Origin of the sequence: Kribbella sp. NPDC050470, assembly GCF_044458365.1 — a bacterium.
In the GTDB taxonomy this organism is placed as follows: domain Bacteria; phylum Actinomycetota; class Actinomycetes; order Propionibacteriales; family Kribbellaceae; genus Kribbella.
In genome coordinates this window covers 484627-507238 of sequence record NZ_JBITHV010000001.1, presented here as the reverse complement: position 1 = coordinate 507238, position 22612 = coordinate 484627, and the positions used below count along the sequence as shown (strand labels likewise).

The following is a 22612-nucleotide window of genomic DNA, read 5'->3' as shown; positions in this document are numbered from 1 at the left end:
TTGACATGTCAACACGAACTCCGCCGGGATCATTCCCGGGTGCAGCCGGTCGATCATCCGGCCCGGACGATGTGGGCGGGCGGCCCGGACCATGATGGTGGGGGCGTCCGAGAGGAGACAGTCGTGCCGATCAGTGCCCGCGTCCGATGAGCGACTCGCAACGTGCTGCTGCGCCCGCGGTGCGGGACCCGGCCGCAGTCATCCGTTCGAAGCCGTACCTGATGGCGTTGGTGCTCGCCGCGATCCTCGGTATTCCGATATCGGCTGTCGCGTACGGCTTCCTGGCGCTGGTCAGCGCGATCCAGGAGGCCTTGTTCGACGATCTTCCGCAGGCGATCTTCACCGGGGGTGTCCCGGCGTGGTGGCCGGTGCCCTGGTTGGTGCTCTGTGGGCTGCTGACCGGGGCGACCATCCGGTACCTGCCCGGCAACTGCGGTCACTCACCGGCCTTCGGGTTCAAGGCCGGCGGGGGTCCGACGCCTGACCGCGAGCTCCCCGGCATCATCCTGGCCGCCTTGGCCACGCTCAGTCTCGGCGCGGTCCTCGGGCCCGAAGCTCCCCTGATCGCCATCGGTGGTGGCCTCGCCGCGCTGACCGTGCATCTGATCCGGAAGGACGCGCCCCCGATGGCGCTGACGATCATGGCGTCGGCCGGCAGCTTCGCGGCGATCAGCACGCTGCTCGGCTCTCCCGTCCTCGGCGCGTTCCTGATCATGGAGGCCGCCGGTATCGGGGGTGCGACGCTGAGCCTGGTGGCGCTGCCCGGGCTGCTGGCCTCCGGCGTCGGCGCTCTGGTCTTCATCGGCCTGGACAACTGGACGGGACTCGGCACCTTCTCGCTGGCCCTCCCCTCGGTGCCGCCGGCGGTGGAGCCGACAGTGGCGACGATGTCCTGGGCCCTGGCGATGGGTGCTGCCGGGGCGCTGCTGGGCTGGCTGATCCGCTGGATCGGGCTGTCGCTACGTCCAGTCGTGCATGCGTCCCGACTACTGGTCACAGCGGGGCTCGGCCTGGTCATCGGCCTGACCGCGATGGCCTACCAGCTGATCTCCGGCAACAGCTTCAACCAGGTCCTGTACTCCGGCCAGGACGCCCTGCCCGAGCTGGTCGAACACGCCGCGGACTACTCGCTCGGCGTACTGATACTGCTCGCAGCCTGCAAGACGCTCGCCTACGGGCTGTCGCTGAGCGCGTTCCGGGGCGGACCGGTCTTTCCCGCGATGTTCATCGGCGCGGTGCTGGGCATCGCCGCGAACGAGTTGCCCGGCATGAGTCTCGCGCCGGCCATCGGCATGGGCATCGGAGCCATGTGCGCCGCGATGCTGCGACTGCCCCTGACCTCGACGCTGCTGGCCACCTTGCTGCTCGGTACGGACGGTGTGGTGGTGACGCCGCAGGTCGTGGTCGCCGTAGCAGTGTCGTTCGTCGTCACCAACATGCTGCCGACGCCAGGTCCGCAACCGGCCGCCCACGACCCCGCCCCAGCAGTCAAGTCGCACGGGGCGACATGAACCTGGTCCCCGAGCCGCTGCGCGGCTACCAACGAGCCTGGCTGGCGCGCGACATCATCGCCGGTCTGACCCTGTCGGCGGTCGCGATCCCCGAGGTGATGGGCTACACCTCCATCGCCGGCACGCCGATCGTGACCGGGCTCTACACCGTCATCTTCCCCACCCTCGTCTTCGCCCTGCTCGGCTCGTCGCGGCTGCTGGTCGTGGGCGCAGACTCGGCCACCGCCGCGGTCCTCGCCGCGGGGCTGACCGGTCTCGGCATCGCGGGAGTCACGCCCGGGTCGCCCGACTGGCTGGCCATGGCCGGCCTGACCGCGCTGGTCTGCGGTGGGCTGCTGATCGTGGCGCGACTGCTGCGGCTGGGCTTCATCGGGGACTTCCTGAGCGCGTCGGTGCTGATCGGCTTCCTCACCGGTGTCGGCATCCAGGTCCTGTCCGGGCAGATCCCGGACCTGCTGGGGATCCCCAAAGGCGACGGCGGATGGTTCGAGCAGCAGTGGCACTGGATCAGCTCGCTGTCCTCGATCAGCCTCGGCACGTTCGCGTTCGGGCTGAGCACGATCGTGATCATCCAGCTCTTCAAGCGTTTCCTCCCGGTCGTCCCGGGCGCCATCGTCGCGGTCGTGCTGCTGACCGCGATCTCCGCCCTGGCCGACGCGCAGGCACACGGTGTCGACGTGGTGGGCGCCGTCCAGGGCGGATTCCCACCGATCGGCCTGCCCCCGGGCATCTCCTGGTCGGACGTGGGCAAGGTGCTGCCGACCGCCTTGTCGTGCTTCGTGCTCATCGTCGCCCAGAGTGCCGCCACCTCCCGGAGCTTCGCGTTCAAGCACGGAGACTCGGTCGACATCAACCGCGACATCGTGGGGCTCAGCGGCGCCAGCATCGCCGCCGGGCTCAGCGGCGCATTCGTGGTCAACGGCAGCCCGACCAAGACGCAGATCCTCGACGAGCAGAAAGGGCGCACCCAGCTCGCCAACCTGACGATGGCGGCAGTCGTGCTGCTGTTCACGTTGTTCTTCACCGGGCTACTCGCAGACATGCCGAAGGCGGTGCTCGCCGGGATCGTCTTCCTCATCGGTGTCAGCCTGATCGACGTGCCCGGCCTGCAGCGGCTGTGGCGGCGACGCCGGGACGAGTTCGTCGTGGCTCTGATCACCACCGTGACGGTCTTCGCCATAGGCGTCGAGCAGGGCATCATCCTGGCCGTCGTGCTGTCGCTGCTCGACCTCGTCCGGCGGCAGTACCGGCCGGGCGACTACGTCATCGGCCAGGACCAGGCCGGCGAGCCGACGTACCTGCCGGCGGTGCCGGGCGCGCAGAGCCTGCCAGGGCTCGTGGTCTTCCGGTACGACGCGGACCTGTTCTACGCCAATGCCAACCGCTTCGCCGACCATCTCGAGTCGGTGATCTCCGCCGCGCCCGACCCTGTCCGCTGGGTGGCGCTGGACTGCGGCTCGATCGACGACATCGACTACTCGGCCGGGGTGACGCTGTCCAACCTGGTCAACTACGCCCGGGCGCACGGCGCCCGCTTCGTTCTCGTCCGGCCGGACACCCAACTGCTGTCGACGCTGCGCACGTACGGCACGCTCGACGCGATCGGCGAAGACGCCATCTTCCCAACCCTCGACGCCGCCTTCGCCGCCTACCGCGAGGAGGTCCTGCGATGACAACCGATCACGACAGCACGCTGCGGCCGAGTGACCTGCTGTCGGCCTGGAACGACAACGCGACCCGGCAGGCGTTGGTGGACTACGTTGAACGCGCCCTCGAGGAGGACGGGCCGTACTACGTTCCACCGGCCGAGCGCATCGCCGTCTTCGACAACGACGGCACGCTCTGGTGCGAAAAGCCCATGCCGGTCGAGCTCGGCTTCATCCTGCAGCGGCTCGCCGAGATGGCCGAACAGGACCCGAGCCTCCGGGACCGGCAGCCGTGGCAGGCCGCTCACGACCGGGACTATGCCTGGCTCGGGGCCGCGATCACCAAGCACTACCACGGCGACGACCACGACGTGAAGGTGCTCCTCGGCGGCGTCCTCCATGCGTTCGCAGCGATGAGTGTCGACAGCTACGCCGAGCTGGCCGGCAGCTACCTCCGGACCACGCGCCACCCGACCCTCGGCCGGCCGCTGCGAGACTGCGCCTACCTCCCGATGGTCCAGCTGTTGCGCTACCTGGAGGCCAACGGGTTCAGCACCTTCATCGCCTCCGGGGGCGACCGCGACTTCATGCGGCCGATCACCGAGGAGATCTACGGCATTCCTTCCGAGCGGGTCATCGGCAGCTCGGCCGCGCTCCGGTACCAGGACGACGACACCGGAGGGTCGCTCGTCTACCAGGCGGAGATGGACACCTTCGACGACGGCCCCATGAAGCCCGTGCGCATCTGGAGCAGGCTCGGCCGGCGGCCGGTCGTCGCCGGCGGGAACTCGAACGGCGACATCCCGATGCTTCAGTACGCCGGACTGCCCGCGCGCCCCGGGCTTCGGCTGCTGGTCCTGCACGACGACGGGGAACGCGAGTTCAGCTACACCGCCGGAGCCGAGACGTCACTCGAGCGGGCCCGCAGCCAGGACTGGACGGTGGTCAGCATCAAGAACGACTGGGCGACGGTCTTCGCCGACGAAACCGAGACCTCCCGCTAGAAGTTGCTGACGCGGGGGCTGGAGCGGTCCTCGGTTGCGACCAGCACGTCGAGGAGCATTTCCTGCAGGGTCGTGCGGAGGGCAGCGCAGGCAGGGTCGTGCCACAGGTTGACCAGTTCGAGAGGGTCGGCCTCGAGGTCGTACAGCTCGCCGTCACGGGGCCGGCTCGATGCAGGGTCGCCGTGGTGGACCACGATCTTGTGGCGGTCGTGGCGCAGCATTGTCGTGTGGACCGGCGGATCGTAGGGCGAGCCGCTGTTCCGGTACTCGCTCAGGACCCAGTCCCGCCGTACCCAGTCCTGCTCCTGCGCGGTGACCAGCGGCAGTAGCGAGCGGCCCTGCGCGCCTGGCAGCCCGTCGACACCGGCTGCGGCCAGGAGCGTTGGGGCGAGGTCGATCCACTCGACCAGCTCGTCGCGCACCAGTCCTGGCTCCACCCGCCCTGGCCATCGCACGAGCAAGGGGACCCGGACCGAGCAGTCGAACATCATCGGGCCCTTCAGCAGCAGCTGATGGTCGCCGAGGAGCTCGCCGTGGTCGCTGGTGAAGACCACCAGCGTGTTGCCGGACAGGCCTTCGTCGTCGAGCGCGGCGAGGATCCGGCCGACCTCGTCGTCGACGAGCGTGACCATCGCGTAGTACTGGGCCTTGATCTCCTGGATCTCGGCGGCGGTGAAGTCGCGGAACCCGGGGCTGTGGCCGGCGTACGACTTGATCGACGCCTCGGTGTAGATCGGCGGTTTGCCGGCCAGCTCCTGCTCGTCGCCGATCGGCGCGGGCAGGCTGTCCGGGTCGTAGAGCTCGCGGTACTCTGCCGGCGCGCCGAAGCCGTGGTGCGGGTCGAAGAAGTTGGCGACGAAGCAGAACGGCGTGTCCGCACGCCCGGCGGCGCGCAGGAAGTCGATGGTCTCGTCGCCGATCCAGTGGCTGTAGTGCGACTCGGTCGGCAGCCGGTCGAACGCCCCGTTGCCTTCGGCAAGGGTCTTCTCCAGCAGGCCGGGGAAGTTGGTGTCGAGCCAGCCGTGGTAGTGGTTCTCGTCGCAGGGCAGGTACGGATCGTGCGCCCACCGGAAGACTCGGAAGCCGTCGTCGATCCGCGGTTCCACCCGGCCTCCGGCAGCGGCTCCGAGGTGGAACTTCCCGACCAGGCCGCAGTCGTACCCGGCGTCGGCCAGGTCTCGGGTGAACACCCGCTCGGCCGGCGAGATGTCGACGCCGTTCGCCCAGAGCCCGTGGTTGTGCAGGTACCGGCTCGTCATCAGGCTGGCCCTGGACGGACCGCACACCGGCGCCTGCACGTAGCAGTTCGTGAACCTCGCCCCCTCGGCGGCGAGCCGGTCGAGATGCGGGGTGCGGATGTGCGGGTTGCCCGCGGCACCCAACGCGTCGAACCGCTGCTGGTCGGTGCAGAGCACCAGGATGTTCGGCCGGTTCACAGGTCTCCTCTCATCGAGCGGTACGACGGGCCTCCCGGCGGGCGGCGTCGATCGCCTCGGCCGGGGTGGAACGGGCGGGCCGCCCGAGGATCGACCGGACCACCTCGACCGGCAGCTTCGGCTCCCGGCCGGCAGTCAGCAGTCCGTTGGTCTCCTGGTCGGTGTCGGTCAGCTGCGTCCAGCAGAACCCGGCGATCTCCGGGCTGTCGAGCATCGCGTCGACCATGTCCTGGAACGTCTTCGTGAACTCGGCGACCGAATCCACAGCGGCGTACCCGTGCCACTCCTCCCCCTCCGGCGGACGCAGGCTCAGCCCGCCGATCTCGGTGAGCATCAGCGGCTGTCCCCGGCGGACCGGGTCGCCGAGCAACGCCGTACGACGCGCCGGCGGCCGGTCACCGAACACCCGCTCGACCGCCGCCCGATCCGCGTAGCGGGCTCGCAGCGATTCGGCTGTGGGCGCGTAGTCGTGCAAGCCCCAGATGTCGCTCTCGGTGTGCTCCCAACCGTCGTTCGAGATCACCGGCCGGGTGCCGTCGAGCGCATGGGTCAGGTGGTAGAGGGCGGTCGTCGCATGTCGCTGCTGCGCCGACTCGGTCGCGTGCCAAACGCCCCAACTCTCGTTGAACGGCACCCAGGTCACCACGCACGGATGGCTCCGGTCCCGCTCGACCACCTCGAGCCACTCCTTGGTCAGCCGCTCGACCGTACGCGGCGCGTACTCGTACGCGCTCGGCATCTCGTCCCAGACCACCAGCCCGAGCCGGTCGCAGCAGGCGAGGAACCGTGGATCCTCGACCTTCTGGTGGACGCGCACGCCGTCGAACCCCAACTCCTTGATCAACTCCACCTCGCGGCGCAGCGCGGCCGCGCTCGGAGCGGCCAGCCGGGACTCGGGCCAGTAGTTCTGCGCGAGCACCAGCCGCAGGAACATCGGCTGCCCGTTCAGCAGGAACCGCCCGTCCCGCACGCCGACGCTGCGCAGGCCGACGTACGACGTGACGCTGTCGACGACCCGGTCTCCCTCGATGACCTCGACCCGGGCGTCGAGCAGCGTCGGCTGATCCGGACTCCACAGCAGCAGACGCTGGTCGAGCTGGTGCCGGGCCGCCTCTATCGCGACATCCCAGCGCTGGCGTTGTCCCTGCGCGAGCGCGGTCTGGTCGGCGAGAACCCGGTCTTGGTGGGACAGCACAATGCGCACGCGGGCACCAGGTGCCGGTGGGTACGACAGCTCCACCTCGGCCGTGACCGACCCGCGGACCACGTCGGGCGTCCAGTGCAGGCGGCGTACGTGCAGTGCGGGAACGATCTCCAGCCAGACGGGCTGCCAGATGCCGGTGGTGCGGTGGTACCACACCCCGTGCGGGCGCTCGCGCCAGTCCTGCTTGCCACGCGGCTGGGTGCCGTCGTCGAGTGGATCCTCGGCGCGGACCACGATCACGTGATCGTCGTGGCCGGCCAGTGCTGCAGTGACGTCGAGAGTGAACGGGGTGTGCCCACCCTCGTGACCGCCGACGTGGACGTCGTTGACCCACACGTCCGCTCGGTAGTCCACGGCGCCGGCGTGCAGCAGGACGCGTTCGCCCGGCAACGGTTGTCGGTCGAGGCGCACCGTCCGGCGGTACCGCACCACCGGATGTGGGGACTGGTCGTCGATCCCGGACAGCGTGCTCTCCGGCGGATAAGGGACCTGGATGGTTCGCATGTACGGCGATCCGTCGCCGGTCGCGAAGTCCCACGGCCCACAGAGGTCCTGCCAGTGGTCACGCTTCAGCAGCGGACGCGGGTACTCCTCGCTCACTGCTTCACCGCGCCGGCGATGCTGTCGACGAAGCGGCGCTGGAGGACGGCGGAGACGGCGATCGCCGGAATCAGCGAGATGACCGCGGCCGCGGCGAGGCCCGACCAGTCGGTGCTTTGCTCGCCGACGAAGACGGTCATGCCGACCGCGAGGGTGCGCAGGTCCGGATCGCTCAACGTGAACACCAGCGGGAGCAGGTAGACGTTCCAGGCGAACAGGAAGGTCAGGATGAAGACGGTCGCGGTGATCGGCCAGGCGAGTGGGAGCATCACCCGGAAGAAGATCGTGATCGGTCCGGCGCCGTCCAGCTCGGCGCACTCCTCGAGCTCCTTCGGGAGCTTGCGGAAGTACCCGGCGTACAGCAGCGTGGCCGCGACGTGCCCGCCGGCGCCCAGGCCGAGGATGACGCCGACGTGGGTGTTGAGCAGGTGCAGCTGGTCGGTCAGCTGGGTGATCGGGATGATCGTGTACCCCTCGGGGATGAAGAACGTCAGCAGGAAGACCCCGATCAGCACCTTCTTCCCCGCGAAGTCGTGACGCCCCAGCACGTACCCGGCGAGCGCACTGCGCACGATCACCAGGAACACCGTACCGAGCGTGATGAGGACGGTGTTGATCATGTACGACGCGAACCCGACGTCGGTCCATGCGCGGGCGTAGTTCTCCCACCGCACCTCGCTGGGGACCAGATCGAGTCCTTTGCCGAACACCTCGCTGGACGACTTGAGCGAGGCCGAGACCAGCCACACGAACGGGTAGATCCACACCACGGCCACCACAGCGAGGCCGACACCGGTCAGCCAGCTGCGTCGCTTGCTCGTCACGACGTCCCCATCCGCCGCCGGGCCCACCGCACGCCCACCGCTTGCCCGATGGCCAGTGCGATCGTCAGCACACCGAAGAGCACCGCGGCCGCGGACGCGTAGCCGAGCTCGGGCACGGTCGCCTGGAACGCGGTCCGGAAGATGTAGATCTCGATCACCTCGGAGGAGAAGGACGGGCCGCCCGCGGTCAGCGTCTGCATCAGGTCGAAGACGTTGAGTGCGGCAACGGTGTCGATGAGCGTGATGATGACCAGGAACGGCACCATCAACGGCAGGGTCACGTGCCGGAACTCCCGCCACGCGCCGGCCCCGTCGACCAGCGCCGCCTCGTGGATGTCCTGCGGGATCGTCTGCAGCGCCGCCAGCCAGTAGATCAGCGTGATGCCCAGCCACTTCCACACCCAGACGGCGATGCCGGCGTACAGGGAGGTGCCGGCGTTGGCGGCGAAGTTGGCCGGGTTGTCGAGCAGGCCGGACTTCACCATGGCGAGGCTGATCGGCCCGCTCGCGTCGAGCAGCAGCGTGAACACGATCCCGACGATCGCGCCGGTCGTCACCACCGGCAGGAAGAACAGCGTGCGGAAGAAGCCGCGGAACGGCGTCCGCCGGGAGTTGAGCACCAGCGCGAGCGCCAGCGCCAGCCCCACGCGCAGCGGAACCGCGACGACGAGGAAGACCAGCGAGTTGCCGAAGGCGTTCCAGAACAGGTCGTCCTCGAACAGCCGCCGGAAGTTCTCCAGCCCGATGAAGGTGCCGGTCTCGGCGAACCCGGGCCAGTCGAGCAGGGCGTACCACCACGAGGCGACCAGCGGGTACACGGTGTAGGCGCCGTAGCCGAGCACGGTCGGCAACAGGAACAGATACATCCACCAGGTACGGCGCCGCCGCGCGGCCCGCCCGCCGCGCGCCGGGACATCGCGCGGCGGGGCGGTCTTCCGATCGAGCAGGGTCGTCATCGGCCGTCGTACGACTTCTGTGTGTAGTCCTGCTTCGGGTCCCAGTTGGCGAACACCCAGGCGTTCACGTCCACCTCGGCGCCGCCCTTGCTCGCCGCCTTCAGGGCCCGCTCCCGCTCGGCGGTCACCTTGCCGGCGTAGTTGCTCAAGGCACTCTTGTAGTCGACGTCGGACCCGCTGAGCACGGACTGCGCGATCTCGCCGACGTTCGGGTGGATGTCGCGCATGGTCGCCAGCACCTTCGCCACGCCCGGGGTGCCGACCTCGGGGACCGGCGCGATCCGGACGTCCTGCTCCATGAACGCGACGTTCTGCTGGTACGTCGGATGCGCCTTCGACCCCTTGACCCGGTCCAGCAGCACCGGCGGCACGTCCATCGTCGAAGCGAGCTTGGACTGCACCTCCTCGGTGGCCAGCCGGAGCATCAGGTCCGCCGCGGTCTTGGGGTTCTTCGACGCGCTGGAGACCCAGAACGGTCCCGAGGCCGGCGAGCTGTAGACGAGGTTGCGCGTCGTCTCCGGCGTCGGCACATGCCAAACGCCGACACCTCGCTGGACCGCCTCGGGCTCCTCGACGTTCAGCCCGCCGATGAACCACGGGCCCCACATGTAGACGACTGCCTGGCCCGCCGCCCACCTGGCCCGCGCGTCCCGCGGTCCCATCGAGGGCGAGGCGGGGTGAACCACCTTGTCCGTCTTCAGGGACACCAGGTACTCGAAGGCATCCAGGTACGGCTGGGACCCGTAGGCGTACTCACCGGTCTTCCAGTCGACGCCACCCGATCCCCCGGCGGTCATCGCCAACCGGTTCACCAGGGCGTCCAGGTACGGCGCTTCCTTGCCCGGCACAACGAGTCCGAAGACGTCGTCAGGCGTCTTCTCGGTCAAGGTGCGCGCGGTTGCCCGGAACTCGTCCCAGGTGGCGGGTGACGTCGCGGGGTCGACGCCGGCCGCCTTCAGCAGCGCGGTGTTCGTCCACGGGATCGCGTCGTGCCAGCGGCCAGTGAAGACCGGGAACGTGTAGACCTTCCCGTCGAAGCGGTGGATGCCGTCGTACAGGTAGGGGCCGACCGGGCTGTTCTCGACGTCGACGAGGTCGCCGATCGGACTGAACCAGCCCTCGCTCACCAGCGCGGCCGGGGCGGCTTCCAGTCCGGCGATCGAGTGCACGTCCGGAAGTTGCTTGCTGCGTCGCCCGATCTGCAGGGCCTGGGCGAGATCGGGGGCGGGCATCTCCCGCCGGGTCACCTTCACGGCGGTGTGCTGCTTCATGTAGCCGGCGAAGACGTCCTCGGTGAACAGCTTCGTCAGCGGCCGGTACTGGTCCCACCAGGTGACCGCGCCGGAGACCGGTCCGGAGGCTGCGGCAGTCGCGGCCTGCGAGGCCTCACTCGACTGCCCACCGCCGGTGCAGGCGGGAAGGAGCGCGGAGGCTCCGAGTGCGCCCGACAGGCCGAGCAACCGGCGGCGGGAGATTCTCTGGTCTGTCATGCCGACTCCCTTGGGCTCTTGGTAGCGCTAACATAGGCAGCACCCCAGAGCCCGTCAAGAGGGTGGGAACGGCGAAGTCAGGCCGGCGGCGCCGTGCTGGAGCGGATCACCAGCTCGGGTGCGAGCAACCGGGTCGACCAGTCGAGCTTCTCGCCACGCATGGCCGTGAGCAGCACGTTCACGCAGTGCTTGCCGACGCCGGCCAGGTCCTGGCGCACCGTGGTCAGCGGTGGATTCAGGAAGCCGGCCACCTCGGCGTCGTCGTACCCGACCACGCTGAGGTCGTCCGGCACGCGCCGGCCGAGCTCCGCGGCTGCGCGCAGCACACCCGCCGCCATCTGGTCGTTGGCGGCGAAGATCGCGGTCACCCCGGGATCGCGGAGCAGCTCGAGCCCGGCCGCGTACCCGGACGCGGCGGTCCAGTCGCCCGTCACCGGCTCCGGGATGCCACACCCGCGGCGCCGCAACGCCCGTTGCCACGCCTCCTTCCGGCGGACGGCCGGGTAGGAGTCCGCCAGCCCGGTCACGTGGTGCACGGTTTGGTGCCCCAGGTTCAGCAGATGCTCGACCGCCGCGGTCGCACCGGCGCCATGGTCCGCGCCTACCGCCGGATACCCCACGTCGGAGGCGCCTTCGGCGACGACGACGGGCACGTTGTCCGGCAGTCGCAGGCTCGGCGCGTCCAGGATCCGCGCCTCCACCACGACCAGGCCGTCGATGGCCAGGCTGGTGAGCCGTCGTACGGCGGCCTGGAGCCGGGCGTCGATGGCGGCGTCCAGAGTCGCCAGGTTGACGCCGTACCCGGCTTGCTGGGCCTCGCGGATCACCGCGTCGACGATGTACAGGTTGCCGGTCGCGGTGAGGTCGAAGGAGACCACGCCGATGGTGCCGAACCGCCCGGTGGCCAAGGCCTGCGCTGCCGTGTTCGCCCGGTAGCCCAGGGCTCGCATCGCCTGCTCGACGCGTTCGCGGGTCTCGGGGGTGACCGACGCGTGGCCGTTGACCACACGGGACACCGTCACCGCGGACACGCCGGCCTGCGCGGCGACATCGGCCATCGAGGGCTGCTGGACCAGGCGACGGCGCTCGCCGGCTCGACGCGGCATCGGCAACCCCCTCCTGTCGTCTCGGCCGCACCTGCCGGCGCGGCCACCGCCTGATCGTAGGCCCCGGATTGCCCGAAACCTTGACCGACATCCATGTTAGCGCTAACTTGACCGAGCCCGCCGAGGCGACGCAGCTCCGCCCCGGGCACTCCCGTCAGCCGATCAAAGGAGTGGCGATGCTTCGTCTGATGACGCTCACGGCGCTCGGCGCCACGCTCGCACTCACCGCCGTGTCCCCGGCCGTCGCGTCGGCCCCCACCGCGGCCCCCCAGACGACCCCCGAGACGAGCCCCGGTCCGCGCGCCGCCGACGGCGCCCTCGGGGCGAACTACAACCAGAACCTCGACAGCGTGGACTACCGCGAGCTCCGGGCCGCGGACGCCGGCTGGATCCGCGGCTTCTTCGCGATGCCGTGGGCCGACGAGCCGGATCCGGCGAACCACTTCGCGATCCGGGCCGTCCACGACGCCGGCCAACGCGGCTACGGCACGGTACTGAGCCTGAAGTTCCCGTTCGCGGACCGCGCGTTCCCCGCCGCCGGCAGCCCGGAGCTGGCCACCGAGCTGGCCCGGCTGGACAAGATCCTGCCGCTGGTCGTCGGCCGCGTCGATATTCTTGCTATCGGCAACGAGCCGTTCATCGAGAGCCGGCCGGACGAGCGCGACGACCGACTGAACGCCTTCTACGAGGCGGTCGCCGACTACGTGATCGACTACCGTCGTACGCACTGCGGCGAGCGGTGCCGGACCAGGCTCTACATGGGCGCTCTCAACCGGCTCGACCTGCCGGACCGGCAGACGCCGGCCGCGGAGCGCTGGATGACGTTCGTGCGGGAGACGCCCGAGCTGGAAGGGGTGGACATCCACCCGCACGTGCCCAGCGTGGCGGCCATCGAGCCGTTCCTCGACTACATCCTGCCCCGGATGCGACCGGACCAGAAGTTCCTCGTCACCGAGTTCTCCCTGGTCTGGCTGTGGAAGGCGCATCTGACCGACACGATCCCGGCGGGCTTCGCGCAGCGCTACGGGTACGCGCCCGAGACCCAGGTCTGGGAGGTCATCCGGGCGGCGACCCAGCAGCCGTTCTCGCAGGAGCAGTGGAACGACTTCCTGTCGGCCAGCCCGTGGTACGAGAGCCACAAGGACTTCGTGCAGGAGCAGGTGCAGCGGTTCCGCGACACCGGCCGGCTCGCGTTCGCGTCGTACGGCTTCCGGCAGGACACGCTCATGGTGCGGGACTTCACCGCGGCGTCCACCCCATGGCTGCTGAACAGCGTGTTCGCGCCGTACACCGTGCAGCCCGGCCGCAACGGTCTCACCGGGCAGGGCTACTCCCTGCTCGACGACTTCCGGGCGGCCGCCAAGTGACGAACATCCTGTTTCTGATGACCGATCAGCACCGGGTCGACACGCTTGGGGCCTACGGCAACCAGCGGGCGATGACGCCGGTGCTCGACGAGCTGGCCCGGACCGGCACCCGCTTCGACCGGTGGTACACGCCGACCGCGATCTGCACACCGGCGCGGGCCAGCCTGCTCACTGGGCAGGCCCCGTTTCGGCACAAGCTGCTCGCCAACCACGAGCGCAACGTCGGCTACATCGAGGACCTCGCCGACGGCCAGTTCGCCTTCTCGCACGCGCTGCGCGAGAAGGGCTACAACTGCGGCCTGATCGGCAAGTGGCACGTCGGCACCAACAAGACTGCAGGCGACTTCGGCTTCGACGGACCCGACCTGCCCGGCTGGCACAACCCGGTCGACCACCCCGACTACCTGGACTACCTCGCCGAGCACGACCTGCCGCCGTACCGGATCTCGGACCGGGTCCGCGGGACGCTGCCGAACGGCGGGCCCGGCAACCTGCTCGCCGCGCGCCTGCACCAGCCGGTCGAGGCGACGTTCGAGTACTACCTCGCCACCCGGACGATCGAAACCCTGGAGCGGTACGCCGCCGACGTCGAGAACCAGGGGCAGCCGTTCTTCCTGGCCCTGCACTTCTTCGGCCCGCACCTGCCCTACATCCTGCCCGACGAGTACTTCGACCTGTTCGACCCGACCGACGTCGAGCTGCCGCGGTCGGTGGCCGAGACCTTCGAGGGCAAGCCGCCCGTGCAGCGCAACTACAGCGCGCACTGGACCTTCGACACGATGCCGATCGAGACCACCCGCAAGCTGATCGCGGTCTACCAGGGGTACGTCGCGCTGATCGACCAGCAGCTGGGCCGGGTGATGGACGCGCTGGAGCGGCTCGGCCTGGTCGACGACACCGCGGTGTTCTTCACCTGCGACCACGGCGAGTTCACCGGCTCGCACCGGCTGCATGACAAGGGCCCGGCGATGTACGAGGACATCTACCGGACACCCGGTCTGCTCCGCGTGCCGGGTCAGCAGCCGGGCGTGGTCCGCGACGAGTTCGTCAGCCTGCTGGACTGTACGGCGACCATCCTCGACCTGGCCGGCCTCGACCCGAAGCTCGCCGTCGACTCGCGCAGCCTGCTGCCGCTGGCCGGCGACGCGGAGGTCGAGTGGGACCAGGACATTGTCTGCGAGTTCCACGGGCACCACTTCCCGTACCCGCAGCGGATGCTGCGGACCGACCGCTACAAGCTCGTCGTCAACCCGGACTCGGTCAACGAGCTGTACGACCTCGAGGTCGACCCGGACGAGCTGCTGAACGTCTACGAGCACCCGGAGCAGCAGGAGATCCGCACTCAGATGATGCATCGCCTGTACGCCGTCCTGCGTGACCGGGGAGACAACTTCTACCACTGGATGACGTCGATGTACGACGTCGGCGAGGTGGCCTACGACCCGACGCTGAGCGGGCTCGACGAAGCGACGTACACGAACCGGGGTGACCAGTGAACGCAGACGCCACCATCGACATCCGCCGCGGCAGCCGTAGCCGCATCGATCCCTTCATCTACGGGCATTTCCTCGAGTCGGCGTTCTTCGGCAACATCGAGGGCGGCGTCTTCGACGAGGGCTCGCCGCTGTCGTACGACGACCCCGACGTACGCAACGGGCTGCGCCGTGACGTGGTGGAGCTGTGCCGTGAGCTCGGACTGCCGGTCGTCCGCTGGCCGGGCGGGAACTTCACGTCGGCCTACCACTGGCAGGACGGCATCGGTCCGCGGGACTCCCGGCCGCGCCGGCTGGAGCTGGCGTGGGGTGAGGAGGAGTCGAACCACTTCGGGACCGACGAGTTCCTCGCCTGGTGCGCTGAGGTGGGCACCGAGCCGTACCTCGCACACAGCTGCCGGGATGTCGACGAGGCAGTCCGCTGGGTCGAGTACACCACCTATGCCGGCGACACGTCGTTCACCCGGCAACGCGCCGCGAACGGCCATCCCTCGCCGTACGGCGTGAAGTACTGGGGCCTGGGCAACGAGGTCTACGGGCGCTGGCAGATGGGTCACCGGACCGCGAGCCGGTACGCCGCGGATGCTCGGGAGCACGCTCGATTCATGCGTGCGGTCGACCCGTCGCTGAAGTTCATCGCGGTCGGGCTGACCGACGACCGGCAGGGCTGGACGAGCGCTGTGCTCGAGGCGGTCGGCGACCAGGTGGACTACCTCTCGTTCCACCTCTACGGCGCCACCACGCAACTGATCGACGGCGCGGACGAGTACGACGCGATCGTTGCCCAGTCGCAGTACTTCGAGCAGGAGATCCAGAACTACTCGGCACTCGTCACCGACCTGGCCGCCCGCAACGGGACGCAACGACCGCTCGGCCTGGCGCTGGACGAGTGGAACATCCGGCACGTCGAGCCCTCGGCCTGGCCCGCGCCACAGCCGTCGGACGACGGCGGGACCGCCGACCGCGACCTGCATGGCCTGGCGACGGACGGCCCGCACCGCGTCAACCGCTGGAGCCCGCGGACGCTGGCGGATGCGCTGTTCTACGCCGGCGTGTTCCACGCGTTGCACCGGGCCAGCGGGCTGGAAGTGCCGGTGACGATGGCCAACACGGTCAACCTGCTCAACGCGAACGGCGTCGTCGTGGCTCGACCAGGTGGGGCTGTCCGCGCGGCGACGTACCACGTGTGGGACCTGTACCAGAACCACCTCGGTCCGGTTGCGCTCGCTGCCGACGTACGGTCGCCCAGCCGGCTGGCCGCCGTACGGCAGGGTGATGAGCGGGACCACACCGGCGGCTTCCAGACCCGTACGGCGACCATCCCCGACCTCGACGTGACCGCTACGGAGACCGCCGACGGCAGGTCGGTCCGGCTGGCGGTGATCAACCGGCATCGGAGCTCAACGGTGCGGGCCACAATCGCGTTGGACGGCCGGGCCAACGCGCTTCCGCCGGAGGTGTCGATCAAGGACCTCGGCGTGGACGTCGACGACGTACTGGCCTCGAACAGCCTGAGCGCCCCCGATCGGGTCGCACTCCGCGACCGCGGAACGGTCAAGGTCCCGGTCGACGGTTACGACTTCCCGCCGCACAGCATCACGCTGCTGTCGTACGTGCTCTAGAGGTCATCGGCAGCGGGGTGCCGCGGTGCTGCTCCGGATGACGAGCGATGTCTCGACGACGGTCTCCCGCGGCCGTACGCCGCCCTGCTCGACTCGCCGTACGGCGGCCTCGACTGCGGACACGCCCATCAGGCCAGGGTCCTGGCGCACGCTGGTCAGGTCCACCGAGGTGAGGCGGGCGATGGGGGCGTCGTCGAAGCCGGCCACGGACACGTCGTCGGGGACGCGGACGCCGTTGCGGACGAGGGTGTGGAGAAGGCCGACGGCGGTGTCGTCGTTCGGAGCGACCACGGCCGTCGGAAGCTTGCGTCGCCGCAGGAGTTGGTGTGCGGCGGTCGAGCCGGCTTCCTCGAAGTAGTTGCCTGCTGTGTAGTCGCCCGGCATGGACAGGATGTCGGTGGGCAGGCCGTGGCGTTTCATCGCGCGCTCGTACCCGCGGCGGCGCAGCGCGCCCGCCGGCATGGCGGATGGGTCCACGTAGGTGACAACGCGGTGGCCCAGCTCGGCCAGGTGGTCGACCAGTTCCTCGATTCCCTTGTCTCCCGAGGATCGGACGATGTCGTAGTACTGGTTGCGCTTGCCCTGGCCGACGTCGACCACGGGCACGAGGCTCCGCTCGGCGAGTGACCGGAGGCCGGAGTGGTCGAGGTCCGAGCCGATCACGATCAGCGCGGCGCAGCGGTGGCCGAGCAGCTCGTCGACGGCTTGGTCCGTGCTGTGCGTCGAGGTCTGCGCGCTGAGGATCACGTCGTACCCGCGCGCGGCGGCCGCCGGGTAGATCGCCTCGACGATCTCCGGCTCGGTCGAGTGAGCGGGCGCGAAGACAACGCCGAGGTCCTTGCTGCGGGCGCGCCGGAGCGACCGCGCGCCCACGTGCGGACTGAACCCGAGCTCCTTCGCCGCATCGCGAACCCGTCGCCGCGTCTCGTCACTCGCACCTGGCGCATCGCGCAGCACCAGCGAGACGAGCTGCCGGGAGACGCCGACGTGGGCCGCGATGTCGGCCATGGTAGGCGGGCGGCGCGCCTCCATCGGATCTCCTTCGCTCATCGGGGAAGGCTAACCTGCGATCACCAGGCGCTGACGTATTTCGCGATGGTCTCGCGCATGAACGTCGCCGAGTCGCGGGCGCGGTCCTCCCAGGCGAACACGCACGAGGTCATGATCGTGTCGTCGCGGTCGCCGAAGCCGAGCCGGCCGAGGGTGGTGAAGAAGGTGTCCCAGTCGACCTCGCCCTGGCCGATGTCGAGGTGCTGGTGGACGCGGGCGGTCGAGCCGGGTGGGTTGACGATGTAGCGCAGTCCGGACGACGCGGTGTGGTCGAACGAGTCCGCCAGATGCAGGTGCGTCAGCAGTGGGCCGGCGTAGGTCAGGATCTCGACCATGTTGCCGCCCATGTGGAAGGTGTGCGGGGCGCAGTACAGGAAGCTGACCAGCGGGGAGTTGATGCCGCGGATCATGTCGATGGCGACCAGGCCGTCCTCGACGAAGTCGTCCGGGTGCGGCTCCAGCCTGAGCTCCACTCCCTCGCGTTCGAAGACCGGGAGGAGTTCCTCGAGTGACTTCCAGAACATGCCTTCGCTGCGACTCGCCTGTTCGGGGCGGCCGTTGAACTCCGAGTTCATCACCCGGCAGTCCAACTCGACGGTCAGCTGGATCGCCCGCTTCCAGTACCGGACCGCGGCCTGGCGCTCGTCCTCGTCCGGGCCGGACCACCTGTAGAGCGGCAGGTGGCAGGCGACCTGGACGCCGGCCGCGTCGAGTGCCTTCTTGAACGCGCTGACGGTTGCGTCGTTGGCGCGTGGGTGCAGGAAGAACGGGGTGAAGTCCTCCCGCGGGGACAGCTCGATGTACTCGTAGCCCAGGTCGGCGACGAGACCGGGCAGCTCGAGCAACGGCGTCGCACGGAACATGTACGGGTCGAGGGCAATCTTCATCGCACGGACCTTTCGTAGAGCGCCGGCTTGGCGCCGAGGACGACGGGCACCCGGTCGAGGGTGTCCAGGGACTTCACGCCTGCGTCGCAGACCACCGTGGCCGCGTAACCGTCCCAGGACGACGGCCCGGCCGGCTCCGCGCCGGAGGCGATCGCGTCGATCCACTCCTGCAGTTCGGTGTCGAAGGCGGGAGTGAACCGCTCCCGCCAGTCGGCCGGCACCCGGGCCGGACCCGCGAGCGTGGCGGTCCCCTTCTCCCCCACGGCCTCGCCGCGGATGTCGTAGCCGTAGCGGATGTTGACGCTCGTCTCGACGTTCACCAGGGCGCCGCTCTCGGTCTCCACGATCATCAGCAGCGGATCCTGGAGACCGTTGCCGAGACTGTTCGGCTTCGCCGGTACGACGCGGATCGCGACAAGCTCCTCGCCGAGCAGCCAGCGAGCGATGTCGAAGTCGTGCACGGCGGTGTCGACGATCGCCATCTCACGGGTGTAGGTGCTCGGCACGGCCGGGTTGCGGTGTGCCGAGTAGTAGATGAGCGGTGCACCGAGTGCGCCCGACTCGATCTCGGCCTTGAGCCGCCGGTACGCCGCGTCGTAGCGGCGCATGAATCCGACCTGGACGAGCCGACGATCGGCCGCGACCTCGGCGGCGATGATGCGCCGGCACGCGTCGGCGGTGGTGGCGAGCGGCTTCTCGCAGAACACCGGCTTGCCGGCCGCGATCGCCGCGAGCACGAACTCCTCGTGCGTCGGTCCCCACGAGGTGACGAGTACGGCGTCGACGCGGCCGGACCCGATCAGCGCCTGGCCGGTGTCGAACACCTCGGCGCCCGGCAGATCCTCGGCCACCTGCTTCGCCACTGCGAGATCCGCGTCGGTGACGGCGCTGATCCGGGCTCCCGAGAGTGAGCCGGTGATCCGACGGATGTGCGACGTACCGATCATGCCGGTGCCGATGACTCCGATGGCGACTGTCATGACTGCTCCGGCGCGTAGGGCCAGCGGCGGATTGGACCGAGGCCGCAGCCGGCGTAGTACCCGGCGGTGCGTGCCCCGATCGGGAGTGGGATGTGCGGCTCGACCGGGTAGAGGTCCTGCTCGATGACGCAGAAGATCTCGCGGTCCAGGCCGCCGAGTGCCTCCAGCAGCGGTGGCATGTCGGGTTCGCCGTACGGCGGCTCGCACATCACGCCGAGCTTGACTGCCTCGGACAGCGGCAGGTTCTCGGCCAGGGCGCGGGCCCGGACCGCCGGGTCAACCGACTTGAGGTGGACGTAGGTGATCCGCTCCGGGAAGCGCTCGACGATCTCGAGGTTGTCGCCCTCGCAGTACGCGATGTGGCCGGTGTCCAGGCAGAGGTTCACCAACTCGGGGTCGGTGTCGGCCAAGAAGCGTTCGATGCGCTGCTGGGTGTCGACGTGCGTGTCGACGTGCGGGTGGAAGACGAGCTTCACGCCGTACGACTCGTAGAGGTAGCGGGCCAACTCGTCGGTGCCGGTGACCAGGTTCTTCCATTGGTCCGGGTCGATCTCGGCATCCTGGGTTGCCGCGCCGGTGTGCATGTCGGTGTACTGCTCCGGGAGATGCACGAGGTACTCGGCGCCGAGGGCCGCGAGCAACTTGGCCTCCCGGCCGAAGTCGGCCTTCGCCTTCTGCAACGCGTCGGCGCCCTGGTGCAGCGCGGCGAAGACCGTGCCGCCGCAGACCGACAGGCCGCGCCTGGCCAGCTCGTCCTTCAACTGTTCGGGGTCCTGCGGCAGGAAGCCCTGCGGACCGAGCTCGGTGTGGACGTAGCCGACCGCGGCGATCTCGTCGAGGTAGACGTCCCAGGTCACCTGGTGTGGATCGTCGGCGAACCACACACCCCAGGAGTCGGGCGCCGTACCGAGCCGGAGCTTGGAAAGTTTGGTCACACCTCATCAGAACTAGCACGTGCTAGTCCTGTCAAGACCTCAGCTACTAGCACGTGCTAATCCACGGCAGCACGAGCTATTGACGCACTCCGGACCCCGCCCTAGTGTCTCGGACCACATCACGCCTAGCACGTGCTAGTAGCGGAGCGGAAGGTACGCCATGACACAGTCCACCAGCACTTCCGGGGAGCACCATCCAACCTTGCCCGCCGACGTCCCAGGCCCGCACTCAGGCCGGCTGGGACTGATCGCCGTGGTCGCCACCTTCGGTGGCCTGCTGTTCGGGTACGACACCGGGGTCATCAACGGCGCGCTGGCCCCGATGAAGGAAGACCTCGGCCTGACCGCGTTCACCGAGGGCTTCGTGGTCAGCATCCTGATCTTCGGCGCCGCGTTCGGCGCGCTGATCGGCGGCCGGCTGTCCGACCGGTACGGCCGCCGGCACAACATCCTCATGCTGGCCACGATCTTCGCCCTCGGCACGCTCGGCTGCGTGCTCGCGCCGACCTGGCAGGTGCTGGCGATCTTCCGGTTCATCCTCGGGCTGGCGGTCGGCGGCGCCTCCGCGACCGTCCCGGTGTACCTGGCCGAAGTGTCGCCGTACGAACGACGCGGCAGCCTGGTCACCCGCAACGAGGTGATGATCGTGTCCGGTCAGTTCGCGGCCTTCGTGGTCAACGCGATCATCTTCCAGCTCTGGGGTGAGCACGACTCGGTCTGGCGGTTCATGCTGCTGGTCGCTGTACTGCCGGCCATCCTGCTGTTCCTCGGCATGCTGCGGATGCCGGAGAGCCCGCGGTGGTTGTCGTCACAGGACCGGGACCCGCAGGCGCTGGCCGTGCTGAAGCAGGTGCGCTCGCCCGAGCGGGCCGAGGCTGAGCTGGCCGAAGTACGGGCGCTCGCTGAGGAGGAGAAGGCGGCGCAGACCGGCGGCTGGGCGGACCTGGCGGTGCCGTGGATCCGGCGGTTGCTGCTGATCGGGATCGGGCTCGGGGTGTTCCAGCAATTCACCGGGATCAACTCGATCATGTACTACGGCAGTCAACTGCTCGAGGATGCCGGCTTCTCGGCGGAGGCCGCGATCCTCGGGAACACCCTGTTCGGTCTGGCCAGCGTGCTCGGTATCTCGGTCGGCATCCTGGTGATGAACAAGATCAACCGCCGGACGATGCTGCTCGGTGGCTTCGCTCTCACCACGAGCTTCCACCTGCTGGTCGGGCTGACCGCGCTGCTGATGCCGGACAACGCGGCAAAACCGTACGTGCTGCTGGTGTTCGCGGTCCTGTTCGTGTTCTCGATGCAGGGCACCATCGGCCCCCTGGTGTGGCTGCTGCTGGCCGAGATGTTCCCGTTGAAGATCCGCAGCTTCGCGATGGGCGTCTGCGTCTTCTGCCTCTGGATCGCCAACGCCGGCGTCGCCTTCGGCTTCCCCCCGGTGGTGTCCTCGGTCGGCATCGCCCCCACCTTCTTCATCTTCGCCGGTCTCGGCGTCTTCGCCCTGATCTTCATCGCCACCTCAGTCCCCGAAACCCGGGGCGTCACCCTCGAACAGTTCGAGGACTCGTTCAAGGCCGCGCACACGTAGAAAGGTCGTACCCCGATGACTGTGATGGTCGCCGTACCCGACAGCCCCGAAGGCGTCGCCGCCCTTGCCGCCGCGGCCGCCGAAGCCGACCTGCTCGGCACCGATCTGGTCGCCGTCAACCTCGCGCTCAAACCCCTGGACACGTCGTCCATCCCCTCGACCACCAAGGTCACCGTCCTGGAGCGGCACGGCAGGTCCGACCGGGACCCGGCCGACGCGGTGCTTGCCGACATCCAGGAGTACGGCGCGCGCCGGCTGGTGATCGGGGTCAAGCGCCGGTCCCCGGTCGGCAAGGCTCTCCTCGGCAGCATCAGCCAACGCCTCCTGCTCGAATCCCCCATCCCGGTCCTCGCCGTGAAGATCAATGAGGACCGGGACTGACGAAGTGCTCGTGGTGGGGCATGCTCTGGCATGTGGGGTGGGGAGGGGAACTGGTGGGTCGACGAGCCGATCGAGTCGTTGGGCTCGGACCGGCTGGACCGGCTGGTGTTCGTCGAACGGGTTCAGGAGCTGATCGGCCACGTCGGTGGATCCCCGGCCAGTACCGTGATCGGGCTGGTCGGGTCCGCAGTGAGTGGCTGCTCGGGGCCGGCTACCGGGGCTACGACGAGCTCCTTCTCGACATCGTGCAAGCGCAGTACGACTGAGTTCGGGCGGCGGTGCAGCCTTTGGTGGGGTCCACTGCGTCTTTACTGGTACTGGATCGGCTGGGACGGTTCTGGTATACACCGTTAGACCGGTGGGGCGGGTGGGGGTGACTGGGGTGTCGTCGCGGCGGGCGGGGAGCACGGTCGGGCTGGCTGTGGTGTGCCTGGTCGTGTGTGCTGTCGCGTTTGCGGGCGCGGTGACGGTGCTGATGCCGAAGCAGCGAGAGCGGAGTGTGGCGGCCACGGCTCCGGGGTCGCCCAGCCCCAGT

18 protein-coding genes are annotated in these 22612 nt (G+C 69.1%); 8 read left to right on the top strand and 10 right to left on the bottom strand.

Annotated elements, in window-relative coordinates:
• The first annotated feature begins 146 nt into the window (after nt 1-146).
• Genes ACIBGM_RS02255 through ACIBGM_RS02245 form a run of 3 tightly spaced genes read left to right on the top strand, consistent with a single transcriptional unit; the run spans nt 147 to nt 4161 of the window.
• Nucleotides 147-1511, top strand: coding sequence for a chloride channel protein (locus ACIBGM_RS02255; RefSeq protein ID WP_396384213.1), 1365 nt, complete (start codon nt 147-149; stop codon nt 1509-1511).
• Nucleotides 1508-3184, top strand: coding sequence for a SulP family inorganic anion transporter (locus tag ACIBGM_RS02250; protein WP_360515776.1), 1677 nt, complete (start codon nt 1508-1510; stop codon nt 3182-3184). Before ACIBGM_RS02255 ends, ACIBGM_RS02250 begins: the two co-directional genes overlap by 4 nt.
• Complete coding sequence (locus ACIBGM_RS02245; protein WP_360515773.1) at nt 3181-4161, top strand: HAD family hydrolase; 981 nt, start codon at nt 3181-3183, stop codon at nt 4159-4161. The genes ACIBGM_RS02250 and ACIBGM_RS02245 overlap by 4 nt, the downstream gene beginning before the upstream one ends.
• Here the strand turns inward: ACIBGM_RS02245 and ACIBGM_RS02240 are convergent.
• From ACIBGM_RS02240 to ACIBGM_RS02215, 6 genes are all read right to left on the bottom strand, one after another.
• Nucleotides 4158-5597: a sulfatase-like hydrolase/transferase gene (locus ACIBGM_RS02240; RefSeq protein ID WP_360515770.1), complete on the bottom strand. Its 1440-nt coding sequence runs from the start codon at nt 5595-5597 to the stop codon at nt 4158-4160. The genes ACIBGM_RS02245 and ACIBGM_RS02240 overlap by 4 nt on opposite strands.
• Nucleotides 5598-5607: 10 nt before the next feature.
• Nucleotides 5608-7401 (bottom strand): glycoside hydrolase family 2 protein, encoded by a 1794-nt coding sequence (locus ACIBGM_RS02235; protein WP_396384212.1) that lies wholly within the window; start codon nt 7399-7401, stop codon nt 5608-5610.
• Nucleotides 7398-8225, bottom strand: coding sequence for a carbohydrate ABC transporter permease (locus tag ACIBGM_RS02230; protein ID WP_396384211.1), 828 nt, complete (start codon nt 8223-8225; stop codon nt 7398-7400). Before ACIBGM_RS02230 ends, ACIBGM_RS02235 begins: the two co-directional genes overlap by 4 nt.
• Nucleotides 8222-9181: a sugar ABC transporter permease gene (locus ACIBGM_RS02225; RefSeq protein WP_360515761.1), complete on the bottom strand. Its 960-nt coding sequence runs from the start codon at nt 9179-9181 to the stop codon at nt 8222-8224. The genes ACIBGM_RS02230 and ACIBGM_RS02225 overlap by 4 nt, the downstream gene beginning before the upstream one ends.
• Complete coding sequence (locus ACIBGM_RS02220; protein ID WP_396384210.1) at nt 9178-10671, bottom strand: ABC transporter substrate-binding protein; 1494 nt, start codon at nt 10669-10671, stop codon at nt 9178-9180. The genes ACIBGM_RS02225 and ACIBGM_RS02220 overlap by 4 nt, the downstream gene beginning before the upstream one ends.
• A 77-nt stretch (nt 10672-10748) precedes the next feature.
• Entirely contained in the window at nt 10749-11777 is a 1029-nt protein-coding gene (locus ACIBGM_RS02215; protein ID WP_360515755.1) for a LacI family DNA-binding transcriptional regulator, read from the bottom strand.
• Nucleotides 11778-11953: 176 nt separating this feature from the next.
• Here ACIBGM_RS02215 and ACIBGM_RS02210 point away from each other — a divergent pair, with 176 nt between their 5' ends.
• The 3 genes from ACIBGM_RS02210 to ACIBGM_RS02200 are packed head-to-tail and all read left to right on the top strand — an operon-like array spanning nt 11954 to nt 16259.
• Nucleotides 11954-13144 carry a hypothetical protein gene (locus tag ACIBGM_RS02210; protein ID WP_360515752.1) on the top strand — a complete coding sequence of 397 codons (1191 nt, stop codon included), beginning with the start codon at nt 11954-11956 and terminating at the stop codon, nt 13142-13144.
• On the top strand, nt 13141-14640 hold the full coding sequence (locus tag ACIBGM_RS02205; RefSeq protein ID WP_360515749.1) for a sulfatase-like hydrolase/transferase: 1500 nt from the start codon (nt 13141-13143) through the stop codon (nt 14638-14640). Before ACIBGM_RS02210 ends, ACIBGM_RS02205 begins: the two co-directional genes overlap by 4 nt.
• Entirely contained in the window at nt 14637-16259 is a 1623-nt protein-coding gene (locus ACIBGM_RS02200; RefSeq protein ID WP_360515746.1) for an alpha-L-arabinofuranosidase C-terminal domain-containing protein, read from the top strand. The genes ACIBGM_RS02205 and ACIBGM_RS02200 overlap by 4 nt, the downstream gene beginning before the upstream one ends.
• Nucleotides 16260-16262: 3 nt before the next feature.
• On the opposite strand, the gene ACIBGM_RS02195 is transcribed toward ACIBGM_RS02200, so the two are convergent.
• Genes ACIBGM_RS02195 through ACIBGM_RS02180 form a run of 4 tightly spaced genes read right to left on the bottom strand, consistent with a single transcriptional unit; the run spans nt 16263 to nt 20111 of the window.
• The gene (locus ACIBGM_RS02195; protein ID WP_396384209.1) at nt 16263-17309 is read right to left on the bottom strand and encodes a LacI family DNA-binding transcriptional regulator; all 1047 of its coding nucleotides are present in this window, start codon (nt 17307-17309) and stop codon (nt 16263-16265) included.
• A gap of 20 nt (nt 17310-17329) precedes the next feature.
• The gene (locus ACIBGM_RS02190; protein ID WP_396384208.1) at nt 17330-18196 is read right to left on the bottom strand and encodes a sugar phosphate isomerase/epimerase family protein; all 867 of its coding nucleotides are present in this window, start codon (nt 18194-18196) and stop codon (nt 17330-17332) included.
• Nucleotides 18193-19176 (bottom strand): Gfo/Idh/MocA family oxidoreductase, encoded by a 984-nt coding sequence (locus ACIBGM_RS02185; RefSeq protein ID WP_396384207.1) that lies wholly within the window; start codon nt 19174-19176, stop codon nt 18193-18195. The genes ACIBGM_RS02190 and ACIBGM_RS02185 overlap by 4 nt, the downstream gene beginning before the upstream one ends.
• Nucleotides 19173-20111, bottom strand: a complete 939-nt coding sequence (locus ACIBGM_RS02180; RefSeq protein WP_396384206.1) for a TIM barrel protein — start codon at nt 20109-20111, stop codon at nt 19173-19175. Before ACIBGM_RS02180 ends, ACIBGM_RS02185 begins: the two co-directional genes overlap by 4 nt.
• Before the next feature lie 160 nt (nt 20112-20271).
• Here ACIBGM_RS02180 and ACIBGM_RS02175 point away from each other — a divergent pair, with 160 nt between their 5' ends.
• Nucleotides 20272-21696, top strand: coding sequence for a sugar porter family MFS transporter (locus ACIBGM_RS02175; protein ID WP_396384205.1), 1425 nt, complete (start codon nt 20272-20274; stop codon nt 21694-21696).
• Between the two features lie 15 nt (nt 21697-21711).
• Entirely contained in the window at nt 21712-22077 is a 366-nt protein-coding gene (locus tag ACIBGM_RS02170) for a universal stress protein (protein WP_360515728.1), read from the top strand.
• Nucleotides 22078-22612 lie beyond the last annotated feature (535 nt).

What these genes read in the sequence shown, in the direction of transcription:
- ACIBGM_RS02225 (WP_360515761.1), bottom strand. Translation starts at nt 9,181, where the DNA reads ATGACGACCCTGCTCGATCGGAAGACCGCCCCGCCGCGCGATGTCCCG.
- ACIBGM_RS02170 (WP_360515728.1), top strand. Translation starts at nt 21,712, where the DNA reads ATGACTGTGATGGTCGCCGTACCCGACAGCCCCGAAGGCGTCGCCGCC.
- ACIBGM_RS02245 (WP_360515773.1), top strand. Translation starts at nt 3,181, where the DNA reads ATGACAACCGATCACGACAGCACGCTGCGGCCGAGTGACCTGCTGTCG.
- ACIBGM_RS02250 (WP_360515776.1), top strand. Translation starts at nt 1,508, where the DNA reads ATGAACCTGGTCCCCGAGCCGCTGCGCGGCTACCAACGAGCCTGGCTG.
- ACIBGM_RS02220 (WP_396384210.1), bottom strand. Translation starts at nt 10,671, where the DNA reads ATGACAGACCAGAGAATCTCCCGCCGCCGGTTGCTCGGCCTGTCGGGC.
- ACIBGM_RS02215 (WP_360515755.1), bottom strand. Translation starts at nt 11,777, where the DNA reads ATGCCGCGTCGAGCCGGCGAGCGCCGTCGCCTGGTCCAGCAGCCCTCG.
- ACIBGM_RS02185 (WP_396384207.1), bottom strand. Translation starts at nt 19,176, where the DNA reads ATGACAGTCGCCATCGGAGTCATCGGCACCGGCATGATCGGTACGTCG.
- ACIBGM_RS02195 (WP_396384209.1), bottom strand. Translation starts at nt 17,309, where the DNA reads ATGAGCGAAGGAGATCCGATGGAGGCGCGCCGCCCGCCTACCATGGCC.
- ACIBGM_RS02190 (WP_396384208.1), bottom strand. Translation starts at nt 18,196, where the DNA reads ATGAAGATTGCCCTCGACCCGTACATGTTCCGTGCGACGCCGTTGCTC.
- ACIBGM_RS02210 (WP_360515752.1), top strand. Translation starts at nt 11,954, where the DNA reads ATGCTTCGTCTGATGACGCTCACGGCGCTCGGCGCCACGCTCGCACTC.
- ACIBGM_RS02175 (WP_396384205.1), top strand. Translation starts at nt 20,272, where the DNA reads ATGACACAGTCCACCAGCACTTCCGGGGAGCACCATCCAACCTTGCCC.
- ACIBGM_RS02255 (WP_396384213.1), top strand. Translation starts at nt 147, where the DNA reads ATGAGCGACTCGCAACGTGCTGCTGCGCCCGCGGTGCGGGACCCGGCC.